Annotated in this window: 17 protein-coding genes and 1 pseudogene; 8 read left to right on the top strand and 10 right to left on the bottom strand. The window is 71.9% G+C overall.

The annotated features are described in order from the left end of the window. The first annotated feature begins 110 nt into the window (after positions 1-110). Positions 111-1,550: an MBL fold metallo-hydrolase RNA specificity domain-containing protein gene (locus ACIBJH_RS47640; RefSeq protein ID WP_399123307.1), complete on the top strand. Its 1,440-nt coding sequence runs from the start codon at positions 111-113 to the stop codon at positions 1,548-1,550. A gap of 355 nt (positions 1,551-1,905) precedes the next feature. On the opposite strand, the gene ACIBJH_RS47635 is transcribed toward ACIBJH_RS47640, so the two are convergent. The 3 genes from ACIBJH_RS47635 to ACIBJH_RS47625 form a co-directional block, all read right to left on the bottom strand. Next, positions 1,906-2,418 (bottom strand): universal stress protein, encoded by a 513-nt coding sequence (locus ACIBJH_RS47635; RefSeq protein WP_399123306.1) that lies wholly within the window; start codon positions 2,416-2,418, stop codon positions 1,906-1,908. Positions 2,419-2,536: 118 nt separating this feature from the next. After that, complete coding sequence (locus tag ACIBJH_RS47630; protein ID WP_399123305.1) at positions 2,537-3,190, bottom strand: DUF4389 domain-containing protein; 654 nt, start codon at positions 3,188-3,190, stop codon at positions 2,537-2,539. Between the two features lie 30 nt (positions 3,191-3,220). Further along, positions 3,221-3,445, bottom strand: a complete 225-nt coding sequence (locus ACIBJH_RS47625; RefSeq protein WP_399123304.1) for a hypothetical protein — start codon at positions 3,443-3,445, stop codon at positions 3,221-3,223. Between the two features lie 240 nt (positions 3,446-3,685). On the opposite strand from ACIBJH_RS47625, the gene ACIBJH_RS47620 reads away from it, so the two are divergent. The 3 genes from ACIBJH_RS47620 (at position 3,686) to ACIBJH_RS47610 (ending at position 5,970) form a co-directional block, all read left to right on the top strand. Next, positions 3,686-4,585 carry a universal stress protein gene (locus ACIBJH_RS47620; protein WP_399123302.1) on the top strand — a complete coding sequence of 300 codons (900 nt, stop codon included), beginning with the start codon at positions 3,686-3,688 and terminating at the stop codon, positions 4,583-4,585. Positions 4,586-4,601: 16 nt separating this feature from the next. Next, positions 4,602-4,877: an SHOCT domain-containing protein gene (locus ACIBJH_RS47615; RefSeq protein WP_399123301.1), complete on the top strand. Its 276-nt coding sequence runs from the start codon at positions 4,602-4,604 to the stop codon at positions 4,875-4,877. 244 nt (positions 4,878-5,121) lie between these two features. Further along, positions 5,122-5,970, top strand: a complete 849-nt coding sequence (locus tag ACIBJH_RS47610) for a universal stress protein (protein ID WP_399123300.1) — start codon at positions 5,122-5,124, stop codon at positions 5,968-5,970. A gap of 363 nt (positions 5,971-6,333) precedes the next feature. Here ACIBJH_RS47610 and ACIBJH_RS47605 read toward each other — a convergent pair whose 3' ends face one another. Both ACIBJH_RS47605 and ACIBJH_RS47600 read right to left on the bottom strand, forming a co-directional pair. After that, on the bottom strand, positions 6,334-7,323 hold the full coding sequence (locus ACIBJH_RS47605) for an Acg family FMN-binding oxidoreductase (RefSeq protein ID WP_399123299.1): 990 nt from the start codon (positions 7,321-7,323) through the stop codon (positions 6,334-6,336). Between the two features lie 133 nt (positions 7,324-7,456). Continuing rightward, the gene (locus ACIBJH_RS47600) at positions 7,457-8,158 is read right to left on the bottom strand and encodes a response regulator (protein WP_399123298.1); all 702 of its coding nucleotides are present in this window, start codon (positions 8,156-8,158) and stop codon (positions 7,457-7,459) included. A gap of 225 nt (positions 8,159-8,383) precedes the next feature. Between ACIBJH_RS47600 and ACIBJH_RS47595 the strand changes: the two genes are divergently transcribed. Continuing rightward, positions 8,384-8,962, top strand: coding sequence for a hypothetical protein (locus ACIBJH_RS47595; RefSeq protein ID WP_399123297.1), 579 nt, complete (start codon positions 8,384-8,386; stop codon positions 8,960-8,962). Positions 8,963-9,052: 90 nt separating this feature from the next. On the opposite strand, the gene ACIBJH_RS47590 is transcribed toward ACIBJH_RS47595, so the two are convergent. After that, positions 9,053-9,712, bottom strand: coding sequence for a CBS domain-containing protein (locus ACIBJH_RS47590; RefSeq protein ID WP_399123296.1), 660 nt, complete (start codon positions 9,710-9,712; stop codon positions 9,053-9,055). 34 nt (positions 9,713-9,746) lie between these two features. After that, positions 9,747-10,211 (bottom strand): Crp/Fnr family transcriptional regulator, encoded by a 465-nt coding sequence (locus ACIBJH_RS47585; RefSeq protein WP_399123295.1) that lies wholly within the window; start codon positions 10,209-10,211, stop codon positions 9,747-9,749. Positions 10,212-10,419: 208 nt separating this feature from the next. On the opposite strand from ACIBJH_RS47585, the gene ACIBJH_RS47580 reads away from it, so the two are divergent. Together ACIBJH_RS47580 and ACIBJH_RS47575 are read left to right on the top strand one after the other, a co-directional pair. After that, the gene (locus ACIBJH_RS47580; RefSeq protein WP_399123294.1) at positions 10,420-10,620 is read left to right on the top strand and encodes a hypothetical protein; all 201 of its coding nucleotides are present in this window, start codon (positions 10,420-10,422) and stop codon (positions 10,618-10,620) included. A 121-nt stretch (positions 10,621-10,741) separates the two neighbouring features. Continuing rightward, positions 10,742-11,245: a hypothetical protein gene (locus tag ACIBJH_RS47575; RefSeq protein ID WP_399123293.1), complete on the top strand. Its 504-nt coding sequence runs from the start codon at positions 10,742-10,744 to the stop codon at positions 11,243-11,245. A gap of 76 nt (positions 11,246-11,321) precedes the next feature. Here ACIBJH_RS47575 and ACIBJH_RS47570 read toward each other — a convergent pair whose 3' ends face one another. The 3 genes from ACIBJH_RS47570 to ACIBJH_RS47560 are packed head-to-tail and all read right to left on the bottom strand — an operon-like array spanning position 11,322 to position 12,301. Then, positions 11,322-11,627, bottom strand: a complete 306-nt coding sequence (locus ACIBJH_RS47570; protein ID WP_399123292.1) for a hypothetical protein — start codon at positions 11,625-11,627, stop codon at positions 11,322-11,324. A 57-nt stretch (positions 11,628-11,684) separates the two neighbouring features. Further along, the gene (locus tag ACIBJH_RS47565) at positions 11,685-12,062 is read right to left on the bottom strand and encodes a hypothetical protein (RefSeq protein ID WP_399123291.1); all 378 of its coding nucleotides are present in this window, start codon (positions 12,060-12,062) and stop codon (positions 11,685-11,687) included. Then, positions 12,059-12,301, bottom strand: coding sequence for a PadR family transcriptional regulator (locus ACIBJH_RS47560; RefSeq protein ID WP_399123290.1), 243 nt, complete (start codon positions 12,299-12,301; stop codon positions 12,059-12,061). The genes ACIBJH_RS47565 and ACIBJH_RS47560 overlap by 4 nt, the downstream gene beginning before the upstream one ends. Before the next feature lie 189 nt (positions 12,302-12,490). On the opposite strand from ACIBJH_RS47560, the pseudogene ACIBJH_RS47555 reads away from it, so the two are divergent. Beyond that, a pseudogene (locus ACIBJH_RS47555) lies at positions 12,491-12,723 on the top strand (hypothetical protein); the annotation flags it as partial.

Below are 12,723 nucleotides of genomic sequence, written 5' to 3'. Positions count from 1 at the left end.
TGTCGCACCCCGTGTGTGGGGGGGGGGGGGGGGGGGGGCCCCCCCCGCCCCCCCCCCCCCCCCCCCCCCCCCCCACGACCGCACCCCGCTCCCTCGGTGAGGAGAGAGCCATGGCCCCGAACGAAGCACCGTCGTCGGCACGCCCCGCACCGACTCGCCCCAGACCCGCGCTGCTCACCTTCCTCGGTGGCGTGGGAACGGTCACCGGCAGCAAGTTCCTCGTCGAGAGCGACCACGCGCGTGTCCTCGTGGACTGCGGGCTCTTCCAGGGCTTCGCCGATCTGCGCCGGATGAACTGGCGGCGGCTGCCCTGCGACGCGACGGACATCGAGGCGGTCGTCGTCACCCACGCCCACCTCGACCACTGCGGATACCTGCCCAGACTGGTCCGCCACGGCTTCCACGGCCGCATCGTGACGACCGAGTACAGCGCGCGTCTCATCGAGATCGTGCTCAGGGACAGCGCCAAGCTCCAGATCGAGGCCGCCCAGCACGCCAACGACCACGGCTGGTCCAAACACCGGCCCGCACAGCCGCTGTACGACGACTCGGACGTCGACCGCACCCTCAAGCTCATCGACCCGGTACCGACCGGCGAGAGCACCGAACTCGCCCCGCACACCCGCCTCACGCTGCATCCGGCCGGCCACATCCTCGGCTCGGCCTGGGCGCTGCTCACCCTGGAGGACGGGCACACCCTCGCGGTCAGCGGCGACCTCGGGCGCCCCGGACATCCCCTGCTGCGGCCCCCGGAGCCGTTCTCCGGGGCGGACGTCCTCCTCATGGAGTCGACGTACGGAAACCGCCGGCACGAGGAGGACGCCGGGCGGGCCCACTTCGCCGACGTCCTGACCCGCACCCTCAGGAAGGGCGGCACGGTCGTCATCCCGGCGTTCGCCCTCGACCGCACCGAGGTCGTCCTGCACGAGCTGGCCGAACTCCGCCGCCGGGGCACGCTGCCCGCCGCCGTACCGGTGTACGTGGACAGCCCGATGGCCCTCGCCGCGCTGGACGTCTACCGGGACGCCGTCCTCGCCAAGGCACCCGAACTGCGGCCCGAGGTCACGGCCACCGGCACAGACGCGCTGAGCCCGGAGCCGTTCCTCGCGGCACGGACCGTCCAGGAGTCGATCGAGATCGGCCTCACCACCGGGCCCGCCGTCATCGTCTCGGCGTCCGGCATGGCCACCGGCGGCCGTGTCCTGCACCATCTGGAGCGTCTGCTGCCCGACCCGCGCAACACCGTCATGGTGGTGGGCTTCGCCGCCCGGGGCACCCGGGCACGCGACCTCGTCGACGGAGCCAAGGCGCTCAAGATGTTCGGCGAGTACGTCCCCGTGCGCGCGGAGATCGCCGACGTGCCGCACTTCTCGGCCCACGCGGACGCCGCCCAGGTGGTCGACTGGCTGCGCGGCGCACCCGCCCCGCACATCACCTACCTGGTGCACGGCGAGCCCGACGCGGCCGAGGCCCTGCGGGACCGTATCGACCGGGTACTGGGCTGGACGGCCGTCGTGCCGCGGTCGGGAGAGCGGGTCCTCGTGCGGTGACGGCCCGGTACCGGATCAGTACGGGAGGGGTCTGCCGGACGGGGTCCGCAGATCGAGCGGCGCGGGCCGACGCGGGGTCGAGGGGCGCTTGGTCTCCTGTATCCGCTTCATGACCGCCGCCTCCTGGACTTCTTTGGGCCGAGTGCCTGTCACCCGGCCACCGTGTATGTCCTGAGCCTCGTCCGTGACAGCTCGTACGGCGATGGGGCCTTGGACCCCGGTCCGTGGGCCAGAGCGACCGCGCGCCGGAGCCGACCGGCCCCATCCCCTGGTACCCGTACGGCACACCGCGCACCCTCCCCACGAGAACCGGCCCGGACCCCAGGTCCGAGCCGGTCGGTCATGCCCGGCGGCGCTACGACGCACCACTCCTGGACAGCGAAGGCGAATCGACGGCTTCCCGCGGTTCCCGGGACCCCTCCGCGACCGGCACGGTCACCACCGGGACCGTCGAGTGCCGCAGGCATTCCCGGCCCACCGGGCCGACCGAGGGCAGCCCGAAGGTCCCGTGCGCCTTGCGCCCCAGGGCCAACAGCAGGGCGCCGCGCGCCTGTTGGAGCAGCACGCGGGCGGCCGGCCCCTCCACCACGACGCGGCGCACGGCACCGTCGGTCCGAGGTCCGAGGGCCTCGTGCACGGTGGTGGTGAGGATCTGCACGGCCCGTTCGCGCTCCTGGGCGGCCGTCGGACGAGCGGGCACCGGAGCGTAGGGCGCGTGTCCGCTCGTGGCCGGCTCCCAGGCGTGCACGGCGACGAGGCCCGTGTGCAGGATTTCCGCCTGCCCGGCCGCCCAGCGCAGGGCGGCCATCGACGCCTCGGATCCGTCGACGCCCACCACGATGCCGTTGCCGTCGGTGTGTTCGGTCATGGCAGCCTCCCTGGTCGGCCTCTTGCCATCACAGTGGCCCGGACACGGACGCCGTGGCCTGAGCCGACGGGGGCCTTGTCCGGGCCCAAAGGTCCCTTGCCTTCGCGGCCCCGGAGGGTCAGGACGGGACCTCCGGTTCGTCACCTCCCTGGTCGAGCCTGAACGGCGGATACACGTCGGTGAGGAGCGCCGCGTACGCGACCACGCGCAGCACCCACCGGTTGAGCCCGATCACCAGGTCGAACAGCCCGCGCGGATAGCGCCCGGTGGCGGCCAGCGAGACCCCGGCGAACACGGCCAGCAGTGTGATGAGCCCGCCCGATGCCCAGGGCACCTTCAGCCCGCCGAGCAGGAACGCCAGGATCAGATAGTGCGGAACGGCCAGGAGCCACCACTTCACCAGGACGAGACCGCGGGACAACTGCTCCGGATACGCCAGGTCCCAGTGCGTGGGGTAGTCGGGCACGTCGGCGAGGGTGAAGGGCGGATAGCGGTCGGTGCCCAGGGCACCGTACGCGTAGTACGCCACACGCCAACTCCAGCGCAGTACACCGGTGTTGAAGTCGAACAGCGGGCGCGGGTAGCGGCCGGTGAACAGGATCGAGAAGAAGGCGGCCACGCTCGCCCCCACGAACGCGACCCACAGGAAGAACAGGACGACGTAGTGGGGGAGGGCGAGCAGCCACTTCACCAGCCACAGCCAGCGGGACTCCGGTGGATCGAGTCGCGCGGTCAGCCGTGCCGGATGTACCGCGGGCATCGCTTCATTCATGGCGAACGGTCCTTTCCGAGGCCGGTGCGGTCAGCTCCGGTAGTGCTGGTGGTCGTCGTGCTTGCCGATGTAGTGCCGTTCCTCGATGACGGCCTCGCGCTCGCCCGGGCGCAGCACGGTGCCGCGGGTGCTCATGAACGTGATGAGCCCGATAACTCCCGCCACCATCAGGAAGAAGCCGACGACGAACGAGCTGTAGCCGAACACCAGGCAGCCGCCCAGCACGGTCGCGCCGACCAGAATCAGAGGAACCATGACCGTCTCCTTCACTTGGCCGCGAGATGCTCCGGATGCCGTCCCGGTCGGGAGCCACGGCATCCTTACCTGCGGCGTCACCGCCAGCGTCCCGCTCCGGTGTCGGGCAGCCCAGGGGCTGACCGGGCAGAGGGTGGGGCCGGACGGCCCCGACCGGGGCCCTGCGGCCCCTCCCGCCCCGGCGGTCGACGCACGACGCTGGCACCGAGGAACACACCGAGTGTGGGGGAGGTGCTGATCATGCTCGCGTCCATCATGGCGGGAGTGGACGGATCGCCGGAGAGCCTGGCCGCCGCCGAATGGGCAGCCCGCGAAGCACTGCGCCGCGGCCTGCCGCTGCGGCTCGTGCACGCCTGGGACTGGCATCCGCGTCGTGGAGAGAGGGAGGCCGACAGCGCGACCCGGCGGTGTCTGGCGCGGCGCGCCCTGCGGCAGGCGGAGGAACGGGTGCGGGCCGCGTGCCCGGACGTGCGCCTGTACGACGACCAGGTGGAGGAGCCCGCGATCCCGGCTCTGCTGAAGCTGGCCGAAGGCGCCGAGCTGGTGGTGCTGGGTTCGCGCGGCCTGACCGGTGTCGCCGGGTTCCTGGTGGGCTCGGTCGCACAGGGAGTGGTGGCCCGAGCCACGGTCCCCGTGGTTCTGGTCCGGGCGGGCGAGGCGGCGGCGGACGGACAACTGCCGAACCTCGGTGACAGCGCCGGCCGGCGGACCGGGTACCGGGACGTGGTCCTGGCCGTCGACCTCGACGCACCCGGCGACGAGGTGATCGAGTTCGCCTTCGAGGCGGCCCGGCTGCGCGGGGCGCGGCTGCGGGTCGTCCACGCCTGGCAGACGCCCGTGCTCGGGCTCGGCCCCGGCGAGGTCGACCTGCTCGACGACCCGCGTCGGGCCGAGGAGCGGCGGGCCGCCCTGACCGGTGCGCTGCGGCTGTGGCGCGACAAGTACCCCGGCGTCGAGGTCGTCGAGACGGTGACCAAGGACCGGCCCCGGACCGCGCTGATCCGGGCCGCCTGCGGCGCGAGCCTGCTGGTCGTCGGCCGCCGGACCGCGGATCGGCCGGTCGGCCGCCGCATCGGTCCGGTGACCCACGCCGCCATCCACGACGTCGACTGCCCCGTCGCCGTCGTCCCGCACTCCTGAGGATGTGATCACCGTGATGACGTACTGGAACCAACACGGCATGAGCGGATGGGACTGGTTCGCGATGTCGATCGGCTCGGTCCTGCTGTGGGCCCTGCTCGTGACCATCGCTGTCCTGCTCATCCGCAACCTGAGTCGTAACTCTCAGGGTCCGCGCCCCCTCGGATCGCCCCCGCCCGAGCAGGTGCTCGCCGACCGGTTCGCCCGCGGGGAGATCGACGAGGAGGAGTACCGCAACCGCCTGGCCGTCCTGCGCACGGACGGCTCCAGGCTCACCGAACACCGCAAGTGAGGTCGAGGGTGGGGCGACGACCGACGGCAGGGGCCGTCCGCCGTCGCCCCGCCTTTCGGCGTGTGGATCTGCTCGCCGCGTCCTCCGGCGAACCGTCGGGTCCGACGGGTACGGGCACGGGGGCCGGTCGGTGGGGCGACGGGGACCGTCCGGCCCCTGGGTGCGCGCTCGGGGTCGCACGAGTCTGGAGTCCGGTGAAGCGCCGCTTCCATCAGGGAGGGTGCCTGGAGAGGGGTGGACTGTGATGAGTGGCCCGGTGGTTGTGGGAGTGGACGGTTCGCGGTCGAATCCGGCGGTGGTGGAAGCCGCGGCGAAGGCGGCCGAACGGCTAGGCGTCGGCCTGGAGTTGACGCAGGTGGTCGGCTGGCCGGCCGGAGCCGGGCGGTTCGGCATTCCCTCGTGGGAGATGGACGGGACCGGTGGGTACGCGTCGGCGAGGGGCGTGCTGGCCGAGGCCGAGCGGCAGGCCCACAGCGCCGCACCGCGCGTGCGGATCTCGCGCGAAGTCCTCGTCGGCAAGCCCGAGAACGTGCTGGAGTGCGAGGCGCGCACCGCGTCTCTGACGGTCGTCGGAGCCGATGGCGCGCAGGGCTACGGCGGCCTGCGCAAGGGATCGCTGGCCGGGCGGCTGTCCGCGCGGGTGTCCGGTCCGCTGCTGGTCGTGCGCGGCAGGCCGAACCCGGTCGGCCCGGTGCTCCTCGCGGTCCACGGCACGTCGACGCTGCGCGGAGCCGCCGAGTTCGCCTTCGCCGAGGCCTCGGCACGCGGGGCGGACCTCGTGGCCGTGCAGCTGCGGAACATCTCCGCCGCCCGGCCCTACGGCGGGTCCGCCCATGCCATGACCGAGGACGAGGAGGACCTCGCGCTCGCCGGTGCCCTGGCCGGGCTGCGCGAGCGGTACCCGGACGTCACCCTGCGGTGCCGTCGGCCTCGCGGCCGGTCCCGCCGGGCCCTCGTCGAGGCCAGCGCCGAGAGCCAGCTTCTCGTGGTCGGAGCGCGCGGCCGGTTCGGGTTCGTGGGATCGCCGCTGGACCCGATCTGCCGGACGGCGCTGCGCGAGGCGGACTGCCCCGTCGCCCTCGTCCACTGCTGACGCCTGCGGACGGCCGTATGAACCAGTGACCGGTAGAACGCCACCTGGCGTTCCACCGGTCACTCTCGGTTCTGGAAGTGACCCACCTGGTCGCCGACAGGCCGAAGCCGCAGGAGGAGTCGCGTGGGTCGAAGGTCGGGCCCTGTCCGTGGCGCGGTCGAACCGGCGCCCTGTGTCTGGCGACGAGTCCGCCGTCCACAAGATCACCGAGGACACCATCGCGCCTGGGTCCCAGGGCTGCCGGCTGCGCACCTGGAACCGCGCGGGCGTGCCCCGGGCCCTGTACGAGCGAGTCGGACGGCGTCTCCTGGCCTCGCTGACCAGCGCCGTGCGGGGCCAGGACCCGATTGTTCAGCAGCAGCGTCAGCCGAGCCGGGCAAGCGCCGCGTCCTCCCTCAGGACCTGACGCGCCGTACGGCGCGGTGAGGCGGGACCCTGCGGGCCGTAGCCGAGTCGGAGCACCATCTGGGCGTGCGCACGCTGGCTGTCCGCGAGTTGCTCGCGCAGGTCGGGCCACTCCAGCGCCTGGTGGAGCAGGGAAGCCCGTACGCCGTGCGTGGTGGCCACCAGGAGGGCGCGTTCGAGTGCCTCGCCGGCGCGCAGCCAGTCCGCCCGGCGGTCGTGGAGGGTGGACAGGACGGCGATGGAGGGCCGTTTCTCGAAGGGGCGGGCCACGAGTGTCATGGGATGCCGGTGGGAGCTGAAGTCCCGCATCGGGATCTGTTCCCGGAAGTCCTGTGGCCCGATTGCCTCCGGCGGCATGCCGAGCGCCTCGCTTGTGGGCGGGTGGACCCAGCGGCGGCTCTCCGCGGCCCGGTCGGAGTCCGCGGTGTTGCGTCCCTCCGCCTCACGGGTCAGCCGCAGCAGCCGGTCGGTGTCCGCGGGTCCGGGGAGGTCGAGCATCGCGCCCTCCGCATGGGCCGCCTCGGCGAGTTCGGCCAGCACGGAGGCCGGAACCTGTCGGTCGGCGAACGGGAAGCGACTGCTGTGCCGGCGCCACACCGCTTCGTACAACTGCGGCGCCGGTGAGAACCGTGCGGTTCCGGCGAGTCGTACGGTGGCCAGCAGGTCCGGTTCGTGGGGCCGGGGGAGCAGCCGGGTCACCGGCTCCCAGCCGTGGTGGGCGACCGCCACACGCAGGTTGAACAGCGCACAGCCGACCGAGATGTGCAGAGCACGCCCCGACGGGTCGGTGTGCCGCAGCCCGCGTTCCGCGACCGCCCGGATCTCCAGCGTGACGGTGTCCGGGTCGAGCCGGAACCGCCAGGGCTGGGTGTTGTGGATCGAGGGTGCGGCGACGGACGCCGCGATCAGCGTCTCCAGGGTCGGCACGTCGAGAACGGTGCTGGACATGTGGTCTCCTCCCCGCCCCGCGCCCCAAGGGCGGCCGGGCTGTTCGCTGTTCCTGCCCAGCGTGGTCCTGCCAGGGGGCCAGGAGGAGGGGCCGTACGGCCTCGGGAGCGTGCCGGACGGCCCGGGGCGCGGCTCAGTTGCCGGTACGGTCGCCGGTCTCGGGCTGCTCCAGGTGCGAGGCGAGCACGGCTGCCTGCACCCGGCGCTGGACACCCAGCTTGGCCAGCAGCCGGGAGATGTGGTTCTTGACGGTCTTCTCCGACAGGTACAGCTTCTTGCCGATCTCGCGATTGGTGAGGCCGTCTCCGATCAGTGCGAGGATCTCTCGTTCACGCGGGGACAGGCTCGCCAACTCCGGTGCGATCTCCGGGGCTTGGGCGGGTTCGGCGCGCAGCGAGCGCATCAGGCGGGCCGTCGTCGCGGGGTCGAGCATCGACTGCCCGGAGGCGACCGTCCGTACCGCCGAGACCAGGTCGGTACCCTTGATCTGCTTGAGCACATAGCCGGAGGCCCCGGCCATGATGGCGTCGAGCAGGGCGTCCTCGTCGTCGAACGAGGTCAGCATCAGGACGGCCAACTCCGGCATCTGGTCGCGCAGTTCGCGGCAGACGGTGATGCCGTTGCCGTCGGGGAGACGTACGTCCAGAACGGCGACGTGCGGGCGCACCGCGGGGGCCCGTACCAGTGCGTGCTCGACGTTCTCGGCGTCGCCGACCACCGAGATGTCCTCCTCGGCGTCCAGCAGGTCGGTCAGGCCACGTCGCACGACCTCGTGGTCGTCCAGCAGGAACACACGGATCGGATCCTGTGCGGTGAAGGTGCGTGCCTCGGTCATCTCGACCCCTTGTTCCCCGGAGTGTGAACGGACTGCGGGCCGTCCGTGGACACGATCATCACGCGCCCGGCCCGGAAGTACTAGGGCCGACCGGCCCAACCGGCCCTCCCGGCGTGTCCTCATCGGCCCCCGTGCGACGGTCGGGCGGCCCATCCCGGCGGCGATCACCCGGTGGGACCGTCCTCTTGTTCTCGTCTTCCTGATGCCCGTGAGGGGGTGTGACCGATGCGGAGGATCAAGCGCGTGAAGGTCCTGGGGTGGCGCTGGCGGCGCAACGAACTGCGTCGGCACAGCGACGCGGTGGAGGCCTGGATCGTGCTGGGCGCCTGGGCGCTCGCGACGACCGCCGGGGCCGTGGCCGGTGTGGTCGGCGCCCAGACCTTGGCGGCGGCGCAGGCGCGGGACGCGGCGGAACGCCGGCCGACGACCGCCGTGCTCCTCTCCACCCTGCCGGGTGGAGGGGGCGTCGGGTTCGACTACAGCCGCGTGAAGGCGAAGGTGCGCTGGACCGACGCGCAGGGCACCGTCCGTACCACCACGACGGAGGTGAAGGCCGGAACGGACACCGGCGGCACGGTGCCGGTGTGGACGGACGGCCACGGCCACCTGGTGGGCGAGCCCCCGAACCCGTCCGTGGCGACGGCGCGTGTGGTCGCTGCCGGTACGGGAGCCGGGCTGGCCGGCGGACTGTTCGTGCTCGCGGGTGGACGCCTGATCCGGTTGAGGGTGGAGCGGCGGGCCACCGACCAGTGGGGCGAGGAGTGGGAGCGGGCCGACGCGCGGTGGGGGCGCAGGACCGGCTGAGACGCCGTTGCTCCGCCGGTCGCCGGTGGCCGACGGGGCAACGGCTTACAGGGCTCACCAGTACTTCTCACTCCCCGGAACCAGTACTTCTCACTCGCCGGAGCGGTCGGGCCCGTCGAGTCCGAACTCCACGTCCACGACCCCCTCGACGCCGCGGACGAGCCGCGCCGCCACGGGAACCAGGGACGTGTCCCGCACCCGGCCGCCGAGCTTTACGACCCCGTCCCGTACCTCGACCCGGACCGCCGACGCGGGACCGGGGAACAGGTAGGCCACCACTTCACGGCGCACCTCCTCCGCGATCTCCTCGTCGTCCCGGAGAAACACCTTCAGCAGGTCGGCCCGGCTGACGACGCCCTCAAGCCGGCCGGCGTGGTCGACGACGGGCAGCCGCTTGACCTTGGCGCGGGCCATGGTCCGCGCCGCCTGCGCGAGGGTCGCACCCGCGCCCACGGTCAGGGCGGGCGACGTCATCAGCTCGCCCGCGGTCACCGAACCGGCCTTCGCGAGGTCGGACAGCCGGCGCAACTGCGTGTACCGGTCGGGGTCGTTGTCGCGGAACTCCTCCTTGGGCAGCAGATCGGCCTCCGAGACGATCCCGATCACGCGGTCCGCCGCGTCGAGCACGGGCAGAGCGCTGACCTTCCGCTCCTGCATCGTGCGGACGATGTCCTTGAAAGCGGCCCCGCGGACGACGGTGGCGACGGTGCGGGTCATCACGTCGCTCACGATGTGCGGTGATCCGTGCATGGTCACTCCTCCTCACGGCGGTCCACCGGTGCGGTCACCGCATGCCGCCGCTGCCGTACGGGGCGTACAGGTCCAGCAGCCGGGTGCGGGCCGAGCGGAGCCGGTGGGCCACGATGTCGCCCACCCACTGGGAGACGGTCATCCCGAACTCGGGATCGTCCTTGCACAGCGTGCGTACGGCCGTGGCGTCGAACTCCCAGGCACGCACCGGTGTCGTCGTCTCGGCGCCCAGGTGCCAGGCGTGCGGGCCGAACAGCCAGGACCAGCCGACGAGTTCGTTGTGCCCCAGCGATTCGATCACGGCGGCCCGGCGACCGGGCACGCGCATGTCGAGAGCGACGGTGCCGGTGCGGATGATCCAGAACCGGTCGGCACGGGCGCCCTCCTCGAAGAGCCGGGTGCCCTGGGGGATCGACACCTCCCGTGCGAGCTCCATCAGCCGTTCGCGGTGCTTGGCGGGCAGGGCCCGCGGCATGCTCGTGGTGGGGGAAGCGTTCATGGCGTGCCTCCAGAGAGTCTTACGGACCTGCCACCTCCAGCGTGTGCCGGTGGGTCCCGCCCTGCCATGGGCCACTTGGCCTGTGCGACGGGCCGACCGGCGCCCGGAAGGAGCCCTGTGGCACCCTGTGCCATCTCGTCTCCCGCGGTTCGATGAAACCGAGAGAAGTACTCGGCAGAGATTCGGCAGAGACGAGGGGGTGGACACCGTGGGCACGACCTTGACACCGGAGTTCTGGAGGCAGTTCGCCGTCCTGCTGGTCATCGCGACCGCGGTCACCGTCGTGGTCAGCGCCGCGCTCGACGCGCTGGTGCTGCGGATACGCGCCCGCCGGACCTCGCAGCGGCCCTCGGTCTCGCCAGTGGTTCGCACGCGCCGGCCGGCCGGGCGGACACCCGTTCACCACTGACACACCGTTCGTGAAGGCCGGACCCGCGGTCGCCGATTGATTTCGGTGACCGCGGGTCCGTCGCTTCTCGGAACGTGGGGGCGCTGTCGGCGGTCCAGCGGTGGGTTCGTACGATCGGACAGTGATCAAGCAGACGACGGTGCGCAGGGGACGGAAGCAAGTCATCGGGACTGCCGTCTGCGGTGTGATCGCCCTTTCCCTCGTCGGTGTCGCCGTCTACATGGCCGTCTCGGCCGTCGGGCGCCTGGGGCTGATCGGGCAGCAGCTGATCATGCGGGTCACGTACTGCGACGCGACCGCGCCGGCCACGACATCCCGGGGCGGCACTCATCCCGACCTCGTGTGCCGGGGGTTCGTGGATCCGGCGCAGACCTCCGACGACGCGATACACAAGATCACGGCAACCGGCTTCTCCTCCGAGCCCCGCTTCGGCGCGCCCGTGGAGGTGTCCGAGGAACCGTGGGGGTCCTGGGTCCCGGTGGACCAGGGAGCCTGGAACAAGCTGGGCCGCGCCCTCTCCCCGCTGATCCCGCTCGGCTTCGCCGGCTTGTTCGCCAAGGTGCCGGTGGCCGTCTGGCGCGGCCGGAGAAACTCGGGGCAGTTGCCGGCGCGGTCCTCGACGTAGAAGGGGCCACGCTCTCGATGGCGGTACGCCGCAGCCTCCGACTCCTGCCCGCGCAGTAGTGGTGGTGGGGGGCGGGCTAACGTCCGCCCGAGTCGCCCTGCGCCGACGCGAGTTCGATGCCGCGGATTCTGCGGAGCCAGCCGACGAACAGCCGAAGGGCGATACCGCAGCCGGCACACCAACCCCAGCCCTCGGTGACGAGGTCGTGGAAACCGTCCTCGTACTCGACGTACACGACCTGCGCGCCGACAGCGAGTGCGATGAACCCGTGCGTGCGTGACTCCACGGACAGCAGCCAGTCCACAGGCATCCACAGGGGAGCGGTGAGGTCGCGCAGCCGCATGCGGAGCGCCGCTCGGAGAAAGCCGAGGGCGTAGCGCATCCTGCGGCGTGGTGAGAGGACGATGCCGTTCCCGGGATCGCCGGCCAGGATCGCGGCCTACTCCTCCCGGAGATGTGCCCGGCGCTGTCCGGCGACGAAGGAAGCAAGGTTCAGAGTGCGAAGGCCTGCCCTGCCGTTGCGGGGGCCCGCGTGTGGAGTGGCCTCCGGCTCCATCGTCGACTGCCTGTCGCGCAGTGCGGTGAGCAGTAGCGCGATCGCGGCGATGAGGATCGCGACCACGGTCACCGCACCGCACACCCATCCGGTGATCAGCATGGTCCCTGCCACCGCCGGCTCGGGGCGGAGCGTTTTCAGGATGTAACCGATGAGCAGACAGGACACCGCCGCTGAGCCGGACAGTACCGGCGTCAGCACCGCGGCAACGGCCACCGCTCCGGCGCCGGAGGTCTCGGAGCGCTCCGCGTCCGTGCTCACGCCGCGCCCCCTTCGGTTCCTGAGAGCAGCCCGAAGAGGCGGGGCTTCCGCTCCTTGGCCTGGTGGGCCGCCAGCTGACCGGCGGCGGTGAGCTCGTAGTAGTAGCGCTTCGGCCGTCCCGGGTGCTCACCCGATTCCGCATACCGAGTCGCCCATCCCGCGTCGACCAGTCGCTCAAGGATGGGATAGACCGTCCCGGACCCGAGGTCGGCCTCCTCGCGAAGCACTACACGGACCATGTGTCGAGTACGACATTCGACCGGTCTCCTCACCCTTGTTCCGGAGGTCGGCCCGGAGGCCCAACAGGCCCTTCGGAAGGGGCCGTTCAGCCCGCCACCGGCGGACCAACGGCATCAGGTGACGGACGTTCCGCCGCACCAGAGTGAGCGGTGCAACGAACGACCCGACACCTCGAAAGGACCACGATCATGGCCGTTCACGAGCACCCGCACCGCACCTCCGGCTTCCACCTGCCGACGTTCCGCAGGAACGGGTCCGCGTCCGAGGGCGCCGTGACGGCAGCCGACACGGAGACCACCACAGCCCGTGCCTACGCCTTCGCGTCTCTGCGTCTGCTGACCGGGTTCGTGTTCCTGTGGGCGTTCCTCGACAAGACCTTCGGCTTCGGTTACGCGACCCCTTCCGGGAAGGGCTGGATCGA

This window comes from Streptomyces sp. NPDC050548 (assembly GCF_044457385.1).
Lineage (GTDB): Bacteria > Actinomycetota > Actinomycetes > Streptomycetales > Streptomycetaceae > Streptomyces.
The sequence above is the reverse complement of the archived record's forward strand: the minus strand, read 5'-3'. Positions and strand labels throughout refer to the sequence as shown.

Coding starts and splice junctions, on each gene's coding strand:
- ACIBJH_RS47640 (WP_399123307.1), top strand. CDS start 111: ATGGCCCCGAACGAAGCACCGTCGTCGGCACGCCCCGCACCGACTCGC.
- ACIBJH_RS47635 (WP_399123306.1), bottom strand. CDS start 2,418: ATGACCGAACACACCGACGGCAACGGCATCGTGGTGGGCGTCGACGGA.
- ACIBJH_RS47630 (WP_399123305.1), bottom strand. CDS start 3,190: ATGAATGAAGCGATGCCCGCGGTACATCCGGCACGGCTGACCGCGCGA.
- ACIBJH_RS47625 (WP_399123304.1), bottom strand. CDS start 3,445: ATGGTTCCTCTGATTCTGGTCGGCGCGACCGTGCTGGGCGGCTGCCTG.
- ACIBJH_RS47620 (WP_399123302.1), top strand. CDS start 3,686: ATGCTCGCGTCCATCATGGCGGGAGTGGACGGATCGCCGGAGAGCCTG.
- ACIBJH_RS47615 (WP_399123301.1), top strand. CDS start 4,602: ATGACGTACTGGAACCAACACGGCATGAGCGGATGGGACTGGTTCGCG.
- ACIBJH_RS47610 (WP_399123300.1), top strand. CDS start 5,122: ATGAGTGGCCCGGTGGTTGTGGGAGTGGACGGTTCGCGGTCGAATCCG.
- ACIBJH_RS47605 (WP_399123299.1), bottom strand. CDS start 7,323: ATGTCCAGCACCGTTCTCGACGTGCCGACCCTGGAGACGCTGATCGCG.
- ACIBJH_RS47600 (WP_399123298.1), bottom strand. CDS start 8,158: ATGACCGAGGCACGCACCTTCACCGCACAGGATCCGATCCGTGTGTTC.
- ACIBJH_RS47595 (WP_399123297.1), top strand. CDS start 8,384: ATGCGGAGGATCAAGCGCGTGAAGGTCCTGGGGTGGCGCTGGCGGCGC.
- ACIBJH_RS47590 (WP_399123296.1), bottom strand. CDS start 9,712: ATGCACGGATCACCGCACATCGTGAGCGACGTGATGACCCGCACCGTC.
- ACIBJH_RS47585 (WP_399123295.1), bottom strand. CDS start 10,211: ATGAACGCTTCCCCCACCACGAGCATGCCGCGGGCCCTGCCCGCCAAG.
- ACIBJH_RS47570 (WP_399123292.1), bottom strand. CDS start 11,627: ATGCGCTACGCCCTCGGCTTTCTCCGAGCGGCGCTCCGCATGCGGCTG.
- ACIBJH_RS47560 (WP_399123290.1), bottom strand. CDS start 12,301: ATGGTCCGTGTAGTGCTTCGCGAGGAGGCCGACCTCGGGTCCGGGACG.